Below are 14,886 nucleotides of genomic sequence, written 5' to 3' on the forward strand. Positions count from 1 at the left end.
GTGCAGGCCACACGCCTGATTCCTGGAAGCCTCACCGTACGGGTCAGCCGGGCGGGGAGGTCTGGCTGACCTGGGTGAGGAGGCGTTCCCAAGTGCGTGTTGACCCGCCGTGCTGTTGGGCAAGGGATGCTGCGATGCGATGGCGGGGGGTGTCGCCAGCAGTGCTGAGGGCTGCGGTCGCAGTGTGCAGACGGGGATCACCCTCGTAGGCGTGTGCCTTGCGCGGGCCTTTTCCTGTGCCTGGCGGCCGGCCTCCTCCCTTCCCCTGCCCGGGCGGGTTCTTCCGGCGTTCCTCAATGTCACAGCGGGGCCACACCCGCACGCTGTAGACGGTCTTTCCTGCTGAGATGTAACCCTGGGTCGCGTAGGCGCGGACGGTGCTGGCCGTAACGCCGAGTACGGCGGCCGTCTCTTCGTCGTTGAGAAGGTCGTCGGGATGTTCTCCGGCGGGCAGCACAGGGATGGGTCCGCCCGCGAGGTAAGCACGAGCTTGAGCCAGGTCGTAGATCAGGATGCGGCTGCGAGGAAAGAGGCTTGCTACGCGCTGACGGAAGGCGGGGGCATCACGTCGCCTCCATGTGGCGATGGGGACGCCAGCCTGCTCGGCGATATCGGCTTCATTGATCACTGGTCGGTTACGGGGGATCACAATCGTGTTCCTTGAGCAGCTGTCGAGTCACGGACGGGCCCTTGTAGGCTGGTGGTACTTCCTTACGCTGGCGCTTCGTCGGCACGGATGTTGGTTAAGGGCCGGTGGTGTGCCGGGTCGCTCCGCGTGAGTGGCTCTCCGCCGGCCCTTTCATCAGTTCCATCCAACGGCGGACTTCGCGCGGACTGTGGAGCCTGACCACCTTGACGCCCTGATCGGCTGTCTCGGATACCTGTTGGACGTAGCGGGGCCGGTTGTTCCGGTACTTGCGGATGGCGGTGCGCAACAGCGACCGGCGGCTGAAGAATGCTTTGCTCCAGGTCAGTCGCCGTGCTTGTGGGCTGTCCTCGTATCCGGTGAGCTGATAGAGGCTACGGCGCACTATGCGGTACATGATCAGGGGTAGCTGAAAGTCGAGCCACACGAGTACGTCGGCGCGGTGCCAGACGACGTCGGCCAGCTTGGAGAAGTTCCCTTCGACGATCCACGTGTCTTGCCGTGTGATCTCTCCTGCCTGCCGGCGGAACTCGGGCAGCGGCAGGGGGCCGTCAGGGGTGAAGAGAAGGTCATCGAGGTCTGTGTGTGGGTGGCCGAGTTCTGCCGAGAGCCACCTAGCCAGAGTGGATTTTCCTGTGGCGGGTGGTCCGAAGAGTGCGATTTTCCGCATGGATTCCTCGTCTTTTCGGGGAGCGGCGTCCGGGCTTCACCAGGCCTTCGGGCTAGCGGTCACATCACCCCCACCGGGTCTTGCCATTTCAAACATTACAGCATTCAGACTCGTTACAGCCGTTCGAGACTTGCGGGCCCAGCCGCTTGCGGCTGTCCTTTAGCCCGCCCGCGCCCGAAGGGCGCTCTGGGGGCGGGCCCAGCCGCTTGCGGCTGTCCTTTAGCCCGCCCGCGCCCGAAGGGCGCTCTGGGGGCGGGCCCAGCCGCTTGCGGCTGTCCTTTAGCCCGCCCGCGCCCGAAGGGCGCTCTGGGGGCGGGCCCAGCCGCTTGCGGCTGTCCTTTAGCCCGCCCGCGCCCGAAGGGCGCTCTGGGGGCGGGCCCAGCCGCTTGCGGCTGTCCTTTAGCCCGCCCGCGCCCGAAGGGCGCTCTGGGGGCGGGCCCAGCCGCTTGCGGCTGTCCTTTAGCCCGCCCGCGCCCGAAGGGCGCTCTGGGGGCGGGCCCAGCCGCTTGCGGCTGTCCTTTAGCCCGCCCGCGCCCGAAGGGCGCTCTGGGGGCGGGCCCAGCCGCTTGCGGCTGTCCTTTAGCCCGCCCGCGCCCGAAGGGCGCTCTGGGGGCGGGCCCAGCCGCTTGCGGCTGTCCTTTAGCCCGCCCGCGCCCGAAGGGCGCTCTGGGGGCGGGCCCAGCCGCTTGCGGCTGTCCTTTTCGCGCGCCTCACGGCCCGCCTGTGGCGGGCCGTGAGGTTGTGGTGACGGTGTGCTACATCCTAGGGAACAGTGCCCGCGCGGCCATCGGGTACATGTGGAGCCTGCGGAGGTAGTCCGCCTGGAACGCGCTTCGGGCTGCGATCTCGTCGGCGCGCATATCCCCCACCCCCTTCTTGGTCTTCACGATGACCCCGTCGATGATGCTGATTCCCGCGCCTCCGAGATCGGAGAACACGTTGATGCGGAGATGCAGGTACACCTGCCCTTCCTGCTCAGTGATGGTCACCGCATAAGCCAGATCCGCCAATGGGTAGACGTGCGTGGCTCGGGACCGGGCGAGCGACCCGCCGTCGAGGATTTCGGGGCGCAGTGCTCGAAGGTAGTGAGCAAGCGTCGCGCGGGTCGTCGCGCGGAGCGGTACATCGATGTCCTCCGGGTCGAACTCCCGGACAGTGGGCCGCCGCCACAGCCCGGCCTCACCGGTAGCACAGGCACGGATGATCTCGTCATACATCGTTCGCAACTTGCGGTGAATGTAGGCGATATCTGCGTGAAAGTCCGGGTTGGCGAGACTTTCCCATCCCTGCGGCAGCAGGAACTGTGCCGTAGCGGTGGCCGTGGGGGTGGAGAGCGCCGGAACGGGCTGGAGCACCCGCAGAGCGTCACCGTCCACGACATCGGCACACACCAGGGCACCCAAGACGGACGCCTCTTCTACGATCCGGCGACACCGGAGCGCGGAGAGTCCCCCTGCTCGCATGGCCCTCTCCGCGACCTCTGCCCGCTCCTTGCCTGTCCGCCCCACGAAGTGAGCATGGAACCGCTTCTCCCCCTGGATGGATTCACGGTCCAGGGTGTTCGGGTCGTAGCTCCACGAGACCACGGGGCTCAACTCGTAGGCGCGGCAGTGCTCAGCGAAGCACGCCGCGACCACTCCAAGCGCCGTGCCGAACTCTCGCGAGTGGTCGTGCAGTCCCGGCCGGTGCGTGGTTCCAGCGGACATGAGCATGAATTCGTAGAGGGCGTGCGGCGACCTCTTGTCGGTCAGCGCGTACCCCTCATCGGGCGAGACGTTGATGTGCGCGTGGACCCTGGTCCACCCGTACACGTCGTTCACGGTCCCCATCCGCTGAGTTCCGTTCACGTAGCCCGGATAGCCCTTCGCGGCCAGCGAGTCGACCACGGGGACATTCCCGCGCAGGTCCTCAAGCGCCGACGGCAACAACTGGGTCATCGGGTTTCCTTCCTTCGGTGTCGTTGGTCGCCGGTCGGGGTGTGCCGCCCCTTCCGACATCACTAACTTTACAGCATTTCGGCTCACTCTTCTATGCAAAACCCCAGTTCAGGAAGGGTTTTGCACTCTTTTTAGGCCAACCCACGGCCGACGGGGACGCGGTGGGGGCCTACCGCAGGCCACGGAGAGGGCGGAGATGGCTGGTCCGGTGCGCGCAGCTTGCTGCGCAGGACCAGCCACCAGGCCGGTGAACGCGCCGAAGGCGCCCGGCCTGGCGTCCTGCGCTTGCGCGGGATGGTCTGGCGGTGAACGCGCCGAAGGCGCCCGCCAGACCACCCCGGAGGGCCGCCAGGCCCTCCGGGGTGTCTCCGCCCTCTCCGTGGCCTGCGGTAGGCCCCCACCGCGCCAAAAAGCGGAAGTGGGCAGATGTTCGTCCTTCGTTGCGGCTCGCAACAGGGTTCTTACCGACAACCCCGGGTTGGCCGCCTCAGCGGACTGACTCCGCCGGATTCCTAAGCGGCACCTACGTGAGGCGGTCACAGGGAAGTGCCTGCCCGACGGCCGGCCACTCGCCGGGCCTGCCGACTCCTCCTCGGCAACGGAGCAACAGAGTTTCCCAGCCGTCCTGTACGTCATCTTGGTTGTCCAGGCCGGGGAGGAGCAGCGGCTTCTGAGCCCGGATTGGGCTCACGGTCCCCATGACCCACCTGAGGCGGCGGCGGCCGGAGCCTGCGCCAAGGAGGCGCCGACGGGGCGAACGGTGCTTACTGGAACAGTAAGCACTAACTCGCTGCACCCATCTGACGCCAAGAAACAGCTGTCGAGGCGGAGCAAGTTAGTGGCTAAGTACACCTGAAGGCCCCGACCGGGGACGGTCAGGGCCTTCATCGTGGGGCCGGCCGGATCAGGCGGTCTCAGGGGGAAGGACGTCCGTGCCCCAGGCCAGCCCCCAGGACTCGATCAGCGTCCGAACGCCAGCCTCGCCAAGCGCCTCGGCGGCACGTAGGAGAGCCAGCCGCCGACCGTGCTTGCGGACGATGTGCCGGTACCAGGTAGCCGCCGGGATCACCGCGACCAGCGTGCGCGCGTCGTCTTCGTTGGCCGCGATCTCGGAGTCGGTCCGCTCATCCTGCTCCACCTCCAGCTCGGCGAGGATCCGGTTCAGGGTCTGGGCCCGGTAGTGCTTCCGGACGCCGTTCACCCCGTGCTCGCGCTCGCGGTACTTCGCGACCAACGGGCCCGCCTCACCCAGCTCGGCCAGCTCCTCGGCCGCCAGGTCGCCGAGCTGGAACGGCGACATGCGTCCCCAGCGGCGGCCGTCCTTGAGGTCGGAGCGGGTGAACTCCAGCCCGAAGCCTGCCGATCCGGGCTTGTCGCCGTCCTTGTACAGGTACCGGGCGGCATCACCCTCCTGCCCGGTGTTCAGCGGGCGCAGGTCGGTGCCGTGGCCATCCCCCCCGCACGGGCAGCCGGGCCGGTCGCACGTGGTGCTGACCGCGTAGCCACCGGCGTTGAGCACCGCATCGCGCCACGTCTCGGCCATCCGCTGGCGGAACCGGCGGAACTCCTCCTCCGGCAGCGGCGCCTGGGTGACCCAGAGCGCGTGCCAGTGCACGTGGAACCCGGTGTCCGAGCCCCAGGTGTCCTCGAACGCCCGCTCATAGCCCACGATCTCGAAGTCGGACCGCAGCCGACGCCACGACCGCCCGGCGGACCCGAACGCGCCCTTCCAGCCGTCGTGCGCCACCGCGATCAGTCCGCCGCGCTCGCCGCGCCGCAGCGAGCCGTACGCCTGCCGCTCGAAGTGCCGCAACGTGTAGGTCCCGAGGTACAGGCCGTACCCGGCCGCCGCCAGCGCGTCCGCCGCCTTCTGCGCGTTCTCCGCCCGGACCGCCAGGATCTTCGCCGCGCACCACACGCACATGTGGACGCTGCCGCAGGTGCAGGCCCCACTGAACGAGGCCGCAGCCTTGCCGACCATCACCCCGGCCGCCCCACCCATCAGCCGCGTGCCGCACCCAAGGAACGTCTTGCCGAGCGCCACCGTCTGGTGCGCTTCCCTTCGCTCGAACCGCCCGTCTCGGCCCCGATCCTGACCATCTGTCCGTTTCGGGGTGGTTCGTTCCTCAGACCCCCTCTGACCTGGGGTGGACGGAATTCTCCCCGTAGTACTAAAGCGCACGCCCGTTTTTGGTGCCGAAAATGCCGCCTGACCTGCGGTTTTGTGGTCCCCAAAACGTGACACGTCGGGGGTGGCATCGATGATCCGTTTTGCCCGCTGACGGCACGTGGCAGAGCAGTAGATCTTGACCCGCTTGCCGGTGCCGGGGGCGAACGACTTCCGGCAGCGTGCGCACTTCGGGCGCTTCGGGGGGCGGGTCTGGCTGACGGCATCAGCAGACGCGGATACGCTGGACAACAGGCCTCGGATCGGTGATAGGTGACGAGGTCGGCAATGAGGTCCGGGAGTTGTCTAGGCGCCCGGACCTTTGCCGTTTCTGGAGTTAGAGCACTGATCCTGCCGCATCTGACGGGCCTCAGAGAGACGAACTCGCCGATGGGACTGGTGGGGTTCCAACGAACCGAAGAAGGCCCGGACCGCAGGGTTGGTCCGGGCTGCCGTTCGGTCAGCGCGTGCGCCGCGTGGACGTCCTCGGCCGAGGGATTGGCCGTGTGCCTGCCGAACGCGGGAGCGAACGCCTGCCTCACCGATCCCGGGGGGCTCCGCCCGCCCGGACCCCCGGCCACCTCCAAGGGGGGAAAGGGCTTCGTGATCTTGTTCAGGTGAGTGGGTGGTACGGGTCAACCCGGCGGGGTTCCCCTCGATGGTCGGCACCCAAGGGCTAGCACACCGCCCGGGGGGCCCGGCCCGACCGCGCGCGCCCGCGACCGACTTGGAAGCAGGTGCCGGACCCCCCGAACGGCGCGCTCGGTCTGAAGACTGCCGCCCACCGAGGGGAACCCCGCACAGCCCGACCCCTGGCGCGGGCGGGCGGCGGGGACCGGGCGCGGCTACGGGCTCCAGCTCCACTCGCTTCTTCTCCAGCCCTCAGTACCGCACCGGGTAGTGCTGCGAAGCGAGGACGGGGGGCGATCCACGCGTAAGCGAAGCGCGGGGGTATAGCTCGCTTCCAGGAATCAGGCGTGCAGGCCACACGCCTGATTCCTGGAAGCCTCACCGTACGGGTCAGCCGGGCGGGGAGGTCTGGCTGACCTGGGTGAGGAGGCGTTCCCAAGTGCGTGTTGACCCGCCGTGCTGTTGGGCAAGGGATGCTGCGATGCGATGGCGGGGGGTGTCGCCAGCAGTGCTGAGGGCTGCGGTCGCAGTGTGCAGACGGGGATCACCCTCGTAGGCGTGTGCCTTGCGCGGGCCTTTTCCTGTGCCTGGCGGCCGGCCTCCTCCCTTCCCCTGCCCGGGCGGGTTCTTCCGGCGTTCCTCAATGTCACAGCGGGGCCACACCCGCACGCTGTAGACGGTCTTTCCTGCTGAGATGTAACCCTGGGTCGCGTAGGCGCGGACGGTGCTGGCCGTAACGCCGAGTACGGCGGCCGTCTCTTCGTCGTTGAGAAGGTCGTCGGGATGTTCTCCGGCGGGCAGCACAGGGATGGGTCCGCCCGCGAGGTAAGCACGAGCTTGAGCCAGGTCGTAGATCAGGATGCGGCTGCGAGGAAAGAGGCTTGCTACGCGCTGACGGAAGGCGGGGGCATCACGTCGCCTCCATGTGGCGATGGGGACGCCAGCCTGCTCGGCGATATCGGCTTCATTGATCACTGGTCGGTTACGGGGGATCACAATCGTGTTCCTTGAGCAGCTGTCGAGTCACGGACGGGCCCTTGTAGGCTGGTGGTACTTCCTTACGCTGGCGCTTCGTCGGCACGGATGTTGGTTAAGGGCCGGTGGTGTGCCGGGTCGCTCCGCGTGAGTGGCTCTCCGCCGGCCCTTTCATCAGTTCCATCCAACGGCGGACTTCGCGCGGACTGTGGAGCCTGACCACCTTGACGCCCTGATCGGCTGTCTCGGATACCTGTTGGACGTAGCGGGGCCGGTTGTTCCGGTACTTGCGGATGGCGGTGCGCAACAGCGACCGGCGGCTGAAGAATGCTTTGCTCCAGGTCAGTCGCCGTGCTTGTGGGCTGTCCTCGTATCCGGTGAGCTGATAGAGGCTACGGCGCACTATGCGGTACATGATCAGGGGTAGCTGAAAGTCGAGCCACACGAGTACGTCGGCGCGGTGCCAGACGACGTCGGCCAGCTTGGAGAAGTTCCCTTCGACGATCCACGTGTCTTGCCGTGTGATCTCTCCTGCCTGCCGGCGGAACTCGGGCAGCGGCAGGGGGCCGTCAGGGGTGAAGAGAAGGTCATCGAGGTCTGTGTGTGGGTGGCCGAGTTCTGCCGAGAGCCACCTAGCCAGAGTGGATTTTCCTGTGGCGGGTGGTCCGAAGAGTGCGATTTTCCGCATGGATTCCTCGTCTTTTCGGGGAGCGGCGTCCGGGCTTCACCAGGCCTTCGGGCTAGCGGTCACATCACCCCCACCGGGTCTTGCCATTTCAAACATTACAGCATTCAGACTCGTTACAGCCGTTCGAGACTTGCGGGCCCAGCCGCTTGCGGCTGTCCTTTAGCCCGCCCGCGCCCGAAGGGCGCTCTGGGGGCGGGCCCAGCCGCTTGCGGCTGTCCTTTAGCCCGCCCGCGCCCGAAGGGCGCTCTGGGGGCGGGCCCAGCCGCTTGCGGCTGTCCTTTAGCCCGCCCGCGCCCGAAGGGCGCTCTGGGGGCGGGCCCAGCCGCTTGCGGCTGTCCTTTAGCCCGCCCCGCCCCCCCCCCCCCCCCCCCCGCGCCCGAAGGGCGCTCTGGGGCGGGCCCAGCCGCTTGCGGCTGTCCTTTAGCCCGCCCGCGCCCGAAGGGCGCTCTGGGGGCGGGCCCAGCCGCTTGCGGCTGTCCTTTAGCCCGCCCGCGCCCGAAGGGCGCTCTGGGGGCGGGCCCAGCCGCTTGCGGCTGTCCTTTAGCCCGCCCGCGCCCGAAGGGCGCTCTGGGGGCGGGCCCAGCCGCTTGCGGCTGTCCTTTAGCCCGCCCGCGCCCGAAGGGCGCTCTGGGGGCGGGCCCAGCCGCTTGCGGCTGTCCTTTAGCCCGCCCGCGCCCGAAGGGCGCTCTGGGGGCGGGCCCAGCCGCTTGCGGCTGTCCTTTTCGCGCGCCTCACGGCCCGCCTGTGGCGGGCCGTGAGGTTGTGGTGACGGTGTGCTACATCCTAGGGAACAGTGCCCGCGCGGCCATCGGGTACATGTGGAGCCTGCGGAGGTAGTCCGCCTGGAACGCGCTTCGGGCTGCGATCTCGTCGGCGCGCATATCCCCCACCCCCTTCTTGGTCTTCACGATGACCCCGTCGATGATGCTGATTCCCGCGCCTCCGAGATCGGAGAACACGTTGATGCGGAGATGCAGGTACACCTGCCCTTCCTGCTCAGTGATGGTCACCGCATAAGCCAGATCCGCCAATGGGTAGACGTGCGTGGCTCGGGACCGGGCGAGCGACCCGCCGTCGAGGATTTCGGGGCGCAGTGCTCGAAGGTAGTGAGCAAGCGTCGCGCGGGTCGTCGCGCGGAGCGGTACATCGATGTCCTCCGGGTCGAACTCCCGGACAGTGGGCCGCCGCCACAGCCCGGCCCTCACCGGTAGCACAGGCACGGATGATCTCGTCATACATCGTTCGCAACTTGCGGTGAATGTAGGCGATATCTGCGTGAAAGTCCGGGTTGGCGAGACTTTCCCATCCCTGCGGCAGCAGGAACTGTGCCGTAGCGGTGGCCGTGGGGGTGGAGAGCGCCGGAACGGGCTGGAGCACCCGCAGAGCGTCACCGTCCACGACATCGGCACACACCAGGGCACCCAAGACGGACGCCTCTTCTACGATCCGGCGACACCGGAGCGCGGAGAGTCCCCCTGCTCGCATGGCCCTCTCCGCGACCTCTGCCCGCTCCTTGCCTGTCCGCCCCACGAAGTGAGCATGGAACCGCTTCTCCCCCTGGATGGATTCACGGTCCAGGGTGTTCGGGTCGTAGCTCCACGAGACCACGGGGCTCAACTCGTAGGCGCGGCAGTGCTCAGCGAAGCACGCCGCGACCACTCCAAGCGCCGTGCCGAACTCTCGCGAGTGGTCGTGCAGTCCCGGCCGGTGCGTGGTTCCAGCGGACATGAGCATGAATTCGTAGAGGGCGTGCGGCGACCTCTTGTCGGTCAGCGCGTACCCCTCATCGGCGAGACGTTGATGTGCGCGTGGACCCTGGTCCACCCGTACACGTCGTTCACGGTCCCCATCCGCTGAGTTCCGTTCACGTAGCCCGGATAGCCCTTCGCGGCCAGCGAGTCGACCACGGGGACATTCCCGCGCAGGTCCTCAAGCGCCGACGGCAACAACTGGGTCATCGGGTTTCCTTCCTTCGGTGTCGTTGGTCGCCGGTCGGGGTGTGCCGCCCCTTCCGACATCACTACTTTACAGCATTTCGGCTCACTCTTCTATGCAAAACCCCAGTTCAGGAAGGGTTTTGCACTCTTTTTAGGCCAACCCACGGCCGACGGGGACGCGGTGGGGGCCTACCGCAGGCCACGGAGAGGGCGGAGATGGCTGGTCCGGTGCGCGCAGCTTGCTGCGCAGGACCAGCCACCAGGCCGGTGAACGCGCCGAAGGCGCCCGGCCTGGCGTCCTGCGCTTGCGCGGGATGGTCTGGCGGTGAACGCGCCGAAGGCGCCCGCCAGACCACCCCGGAGGGCCGCCAGGCCCTCCGGGGTGTCTCCGCCCTCTCCGTGGCCTGCGGTAGGCCCCACCGCGCCAAAAAGCGGAAGTGGGCAGATGTTCGTCCTTCGTTGCGGCTCGCAACAGGGTTCTTACCGACAACCCCGGGTTGGCCGCCTCAGCGGACTGACTCCGCCGGATTCCTAAGCGGCACCTACGTGAGGCGGTCACAGGGAAGTGCCTGCCCGACGGCCGGCCACTCGCCGGGCCTGCCGACTCCTCCTCGCAACGGAGCAACAGAGTTTCCCAGCCGTCCTGTACGTCATCTTGGTTGTCCAGGCCGGGGAGGAGCAGCGGCTTCTGAGCCCGGATTGGGCTCACGGTCCCCATGACCCACCTGAGGCGGCGGCGGCCGGAGCCTGCGCCAAGGAGGCGCCGACGGGGCGAACGGTGCTTACTGGAACAGTAAGCACTAACTCGCTGCACCCATCTGACGCCAAGAAACAGCTGTCGAGGCGGAGCAAGTTAGTGGCTAAGTACACCTGAAGGCCCCGACCGGGGACGGTCAGGGCCTTCATCGTGGGGCCGGCCGGATCAGGCGGTCTCAGGGGGAAGGACGTCCGTGCCCCAGGCCAGCCCCCAGGACTCGATCAGCGTCCGAACGCCAGCCTCGCCAAGCGCCTCGGCGGCACGTAGGAGAGCCAGCCGCCGACCGTGCTTGCGGACGATGTGCCGGTACCAGGTAGCCGCCGGGATCACCGCGACCAGCGTGCGCGCGTCGTCTTCGTTGGCCGCGATCTCGGAGTCGGTCCGCTCATCCTGCTCCACCTCCAGCTCGGCGAGGATCCGGTTCAGGGTCTGGGCCCGGTAGTGCTTCCGGACGCCGTTCACCCCGTGCTCGCGCTCGCGGTACTTCGCGACCAACGGGCCCGCCTCACCCAGCTCGGCCAGCTCCTCGGCCCCAGGTCGCCGAGCTGGAACGGCGACATGCGTCCCCAGCGGCGGCCGTCCTTGAGGTCGGAGCGGGTGAACTCCAGCCCGAAGCCTGCCGATCCGGGCTTGTCGCCGTCCTTGTACAGGTACCGGGCGGCATCACCCTCCTGCCCGGTGTTCAGCGGGCGCAGGTCGGTGCCGTGGCCATCCCCCCCGCACGGGCAGCCGGGCCGGTCGCACGTGGTGCTGACCGCGTAGCCACCGGCGTTGAGCACCGCATCGCGCCACGTCTCGGCCATCCGCTGGCGGAACCGGCGGAACTCCTCCTCCGGCAGCGGCGCCTGGGTGACCCAGAGCGCGTGCCAGTGCACGTGGAACCCGGTGTCCGAGCCCCAGGTGTCCTCGAACGCCCGCTCATAGCCCACGATCTCGAAGTCGGACCGCAGCCGACGCCACGACCGCCCGGCGGACCCGAACGCGCCCTTCAGCCGTCGTGCGCCACCGCGATCAGTCCGCCGCGCTCGCCGCGCCGCAGCGAGCCCGTACGCCTGCCGCTCGAAGTGCCGCAACGTGTAGGTCCCGAGGTACAGGCCGTACCCGGCCGCGCCAGCGCGTCCGCCGCCTTCTGCGCGTTCTCCGCCCGGACCGCCAGGATCTTCGCCGCGCCACCACACGCACATGTGGACGCTGCCGCAGGTGCAGGCCCCACTGAACGAGGCCGCAGCCTTGCCGACCATCACCCCGGCCGCCCACCCATCAGCCGCGTGCCGCACCCAAGGAACGTCTTGCCGAGCGCCACCGTCTGGTGCGCTTCCCTTCGCTCGAACCGCCCGTCTCGGCCCCGATCCTGACCATCTGTCCGTTTCGGGGGTGGTTCGTTCCTCAGACCCCTCTGACCTGGGGTGGACGGAATTCTCCCCGTAGTACTAAAGCGCACGCCCGTTTTTGGTGCCGGAAAATGCCGCCTGACCTGCGGTTTTGTGGTCCCCAAAACGTGACACGTCGGGGGTGGCATCGATGATCCGTTTTGCCCGCTGACGGCACGTGGCAGAGCAGTAGATCTTGACCCGCTTGCCGGTGCCGGGGGCGAACGACTTCCGGCAGCGTGCGCACTTCGGGCGCTTCGGGGGGCGGGTCTGGCTGACGGCATCAGCAGACGCGGATACGCTGGACACAGGCCTCGGATCGGTGATAGGTGACGAGGTCGGCAATGAGGTCCGGGAGTTGTCTAGGCGCCCGGACCTTTGCCGTTTCTGGAGTTAGAGCACTGATCCTGCCGCATCTGACGGGCCTCAGAGAGACGAACTCGCCGATGGGACTGGTGGGGTTCCAACGAACCGAAGAAGGCCCGGACCGCAGGGTTGGTCCGGGCTGCCGTTCGGTCAGCGCGTGCGCCGCGTGGACGTCCTCGGCCGAGGGATTGGCCGTGTGCCTGCCGAACGCGGGAGCGAACGCCTGCCTCACCGATCCCGGGGGGCTCCGCCCGCCCGGACCCCCGGCCACCTCCAAGGGGGGAAAGGGCTTCGTGATCTTGTTCAGGTGAGTGGGTGGTACGGGTCAACCCGGCGGGGTTCCCCTCGATGGTCGGCACCCAAGGGCTAGCACACCGCCCGGGGGGCCCGCCCGACCGCGCGCGCCCGCGACCGACTTGGAAGCAGGTGCCGGACCCCCCGAACGGCGCGCTCGGTCTGAAGACTGCCGCCCACCGAGGGGAACCCCGCACAGCCCGACCCCTGGCGCGGGCGGGCGGCGGGGACCGGGCGCGGCTACGGGCTCCAGCTCCACTCGCTTCTTCTCCAGCCCTCAGTACCGCACCGGGTAGTGCTGCGAAGCGAGGACGGGGGGCGATCCACGCGTAAGCGAAGCGCGGGGGTATAGCTCGCTTCCAGGAATCAGGCGTGCAGGCCACACGCCTGATTCCTGGAAGCCTCACCGTACGGGTCAGCCGGGCGGGGAGGTCTGGCTGACCTGGGTGAGGAGGCGTTCCCAAGTGCGTGTTGACCCGCCGTGCTGTTGGGCAAGGGATGCTGCGATGCGATGGCGGGGGTGTCGCCAGCAGTGCTGAGGGCTGCGGTCGCAGTGTGCAGACGGGGATCACCCTCGTAGGCGTGTGCCTTGCGCGGGCCTTTTCCTGTGCCTGGCGGCCGGCCCCTCCTCCCTTCCCCTGCCCGGGCGGGTTCTTCCGGCGTTCCTCAATGTCACAGCGGGGCCACACCCGCACGCTGTAGACGGTCTTTCCTGCTGAGATGTAACCCTGGGTCGCGTAGGCGCGGACGGTGCTGGCCGTAACGCCGAGTACGGCGGCCGTCTCTTTCGTCGTTGAGAAGGTCGTCGGGATGTTCTCCGGCGGCAGCACAGGGATGGGTCCGCCCGCGAGGTAAGCACGAGCTTGAGCCAGGTCGTAGATCAGGATGCGGCTGCGAGGAAAGAGGCTTGCTACGCGCTGACGGAAGGCGGGGGCATCACGTCGCCTCCATGTGGCGATGGGGACGCCAGCCTGCTCGGCGATATCGGCTTCATTGATCACTGGTCGGTTACGGGGGATCACAATCGTGTTCCTTGAGCAGCTGTCGAGTCACGGACGGGCCCTTGTAGGCTGGTGGTACTTCCTTACGCTGGCGCTTCGTCGGCACGGATGTTGGTTAAGGGCCGGTGGTGTGCCGGGTCGCTCCGCGTGAGTGGCTCTCCGCCGGCCCTTTCATCAGTTCCATCCAACGGCGGACTTCGCGCGGACTGTGGAGCCTGACCACCTTGACGCCCTGATCGGCTGTCTCGGATACCTGTTGGACGTAGCGGGGCCGGTTGTTCCGGTACTTGCGGATGGCGGTGCGCAACAGCGACCGGCGGCTGAAGAATGCTTTGCTCCAGGTCAGTCGCCGTGCTTGTGGGCTGTCCTCGTATCCGGTGAGCTGATAGAGGCTACGGCGCACTATGCGGTACATGATCAGGGGTAGCTGAAAGTCGAGCCACACGAGTACGTCGGCGCGGTGCCAGACGACGTCGGCCAGCTTGGAGAAGTTCCCTTCGACGATCCACGTGTCTTGCCGTGTGATCTCTCCTGCCTGCCGGCGGAACTCGGCAGCGGCAGGGGGCCGTCAGGGGTGAAGAGAAGGTCATCGAGGTCTGTGTGTGGGTGCCGAGTTCTGCCGAGAGCCACCTAGCCAGAGTGGATTTTCCTGTGGCGGGTGGTCCGAAGAGTGCGATTTTCCGCATGGATTCCTCGTCTTTTCGGGGAGCGGCGTCCGGGCTTCACCAGGCCTTCGGGCTAGCGGTCACATCACCCCCACCGGGTCTTGCCATTTCAAACATTACAGCATTCAGACTCGTTACAGCCGTTCGAGACTTGCGGGCCCAGCCGCTTGCGAGCTTCTGGGGGCGGGCCAGCCGCTTGCGGCTGTCCTTTAGCCGCCCGCGCCCGAGGGCGCTCTGGGGGCGGGCCCAGCCGCTTGCGGCTGTCCTTTAGCCCGCCCGCGCCCGAAGGGCGCTCTGGGGGCGGGCCCAGCCGCTTGCGGCTGTCTTTAGCCCGCCCGCGCCCGAAGGGCGCTCTGGGGGCGGGCCCAGCCGCTTGCGGCTGTCCTTTAGCCCGCCCGCCCGCGAAGGGCGCCCGAAGGGCGGGGGCGGGCCCAGCCGCTTGCGGCTGTCCTTTAGCCCGCCCGCGCCCGAAGGGCGCTCTGGGGGCGGCCCAGCCGCTTGCGGCTGTCCTTTAGCCGCGCCGCGCCCGAAGGGCGCTCTGGGGGCGGGCCCCAGCCGCTTGCGGCTGTCCTTTAGCCCGCCCGCGCCCGAAGGGCGCTCTGGGGGCGGGCCCAGCCGCTTGCGGCTGTCCTTTAGCCCGCCCGCGCCCGAAGGGCGCTCTGGGGGGGGCCCAGCCGCTTGCGGCTGTCCTTTTCGCGCGCCTCACGGCCCGCCTGTGGCGGGCCGTGAGGTTGTGGTGACGGTGTGCTACATCCTAGGGAACAGTGCCCGCGCGGCCATCGG

Annotated in this window: 10 protein-coding genes; all 10 read right to left on the reverse strand. The window is 68.2% G+C overall.

Going from position 1 to position 14,886, the window contains the following annotated elements; genetic code table 11:
- Positions 1-43: 43 nt before the first annotated feature.
- The 10 genes from F7Q99_RS40105 to F7Q99_RS40145 all read right to left on the reverse strand — a co-directional run bounded on the left by F7Q99_RS40105 (position 44) and on the right by F7Q99_RS40145 (position 11,336).
- Positions 44-649, reverse strand: coding sequence for a DNA-binding protein (locus tag F7Q99_RS40105; RefSeq protein ID WP_230211372.1), 606 nt, complete (start codon positions 647-649; stop codon positions 44-46).
- 94 nt (positions 650-743) lie between these two features.
- Complete coding sequence (locus F7Q99_RS40110) at positions 744-1,316, reverse strand: P-loop NTPase family protein (RefSeq protein WP_153472376.1); 573 nt, start codon at positions 1,314-1,316, stop codon at positions 744-746.
- A 755-nt stretch (positions 1,317-2,071) separates the two neighbouring features.
- Positions 2,072-3,253 carry a hypothetical protein gene (locus F7Q99_RS40115; protein ID WP_230211373.1) on the reverse strand — a complete coding sequence of 394 codons (1,182 nt, stop codon included), beginning with the start codon at positions 3,251-3,253 and terminating at the stop codon, positions 2,072-2,074.
- 904 nt (positions 3,254-4,157) lie between these two features.
- On the reverse strand, positions 4,158-5,297 hold the full coding sequence (locus tag F7Q99_RS40120; protein WP_153472374.1) for a hypothetical protein: 1,140 nt from the start codon (positions 5,295-5,297) through the stop codon (positions 4,158-4,160).
- Between the two features lie 1,143 nt (positions 5,298-6,440).
- Positions 6,441-7,046: a DNA-binding protein gene (locus tag F7Q99_RS40125; protein ID WP_230211372.1), complete on the reverse strand. Its 606-nt coding sequence runs from the start codon at positions 7,044-7,046 to the stop codon at positions 6,441-6,443.
- A gap of 94 nt (positions 7,047-7,140) precedes the next feature.
- On the reverse strand, positions 7,141-7,713 hold the full coding sequence (locus F7Q99_RS40130; RefSeq protein WP_153472376.1) for a P-loop NTPase family protein: 573 nt from the start codon (positions 7,711-7,713) through the stop codon (positions 7,141-7,143).
- Positions 7,714-8,489: 776 nt separating this feature from the next.
- Positions 8,490-8,933, reverse strand: coding sequence for a hypothetical protein (locus F7Q99_RS42395; RefSeq protein ID WP_230211374.1), 444 nt, complete (start codon positions 8,931-8,933; stop codon positions 8,490-8,492).
- A gap of 549 nt (positions 8,934-9,482) precedes the next feature.
- The gene (locus F7Q99_RS42400) at positions 9,483-9,671 is read right to left on the reverse strand and encodes a hypothetical protein (RefSeq protein WP_230211375.1); all 189 of its coding nucleotides are present in this window, start codon (positions 9,669-9,671) and stop codon (positions 9,483-9,485) included.
- 901 nt (positions 9,672-10,572) lie between these two features.
- Complete coding sequence (locus tag F7Q99_RS40140) at positions 10,573-10,902, reverse strand: hypothetical protein (RefSeq protein WP_153472381.1); 330 nt, start codon at positions 10,900-10,902, stop codon at positions 10,573-10,575.
- Entirely contained in the window at positions 10,866-11,336 is a 471-nt protein-coding gene (locus tag F7Q99_RS40145) for a hypothetical protein (protein WP_153472383.1), read from the reverse strand. The genes F7Q99_RS40140 and F7Q99_RS40145 overlap by 37 nt, the downstream gene beginning before the upstream one ends.
- Positions 11,337-14,886: the final 3,550 nt, after the last annotated feature.

This window comes from Streptomyces kaniharaensis, from assembly GCF_009569385.1.
In the GTDB taxonomy this organism is placed as follows: domain Bacteria; phylum Actinomycetota; class Actinomycetes; order Streptomycetales; family Streptomycetaceae; genus Kitasatospora; species Kitasatospora kaniharaensis.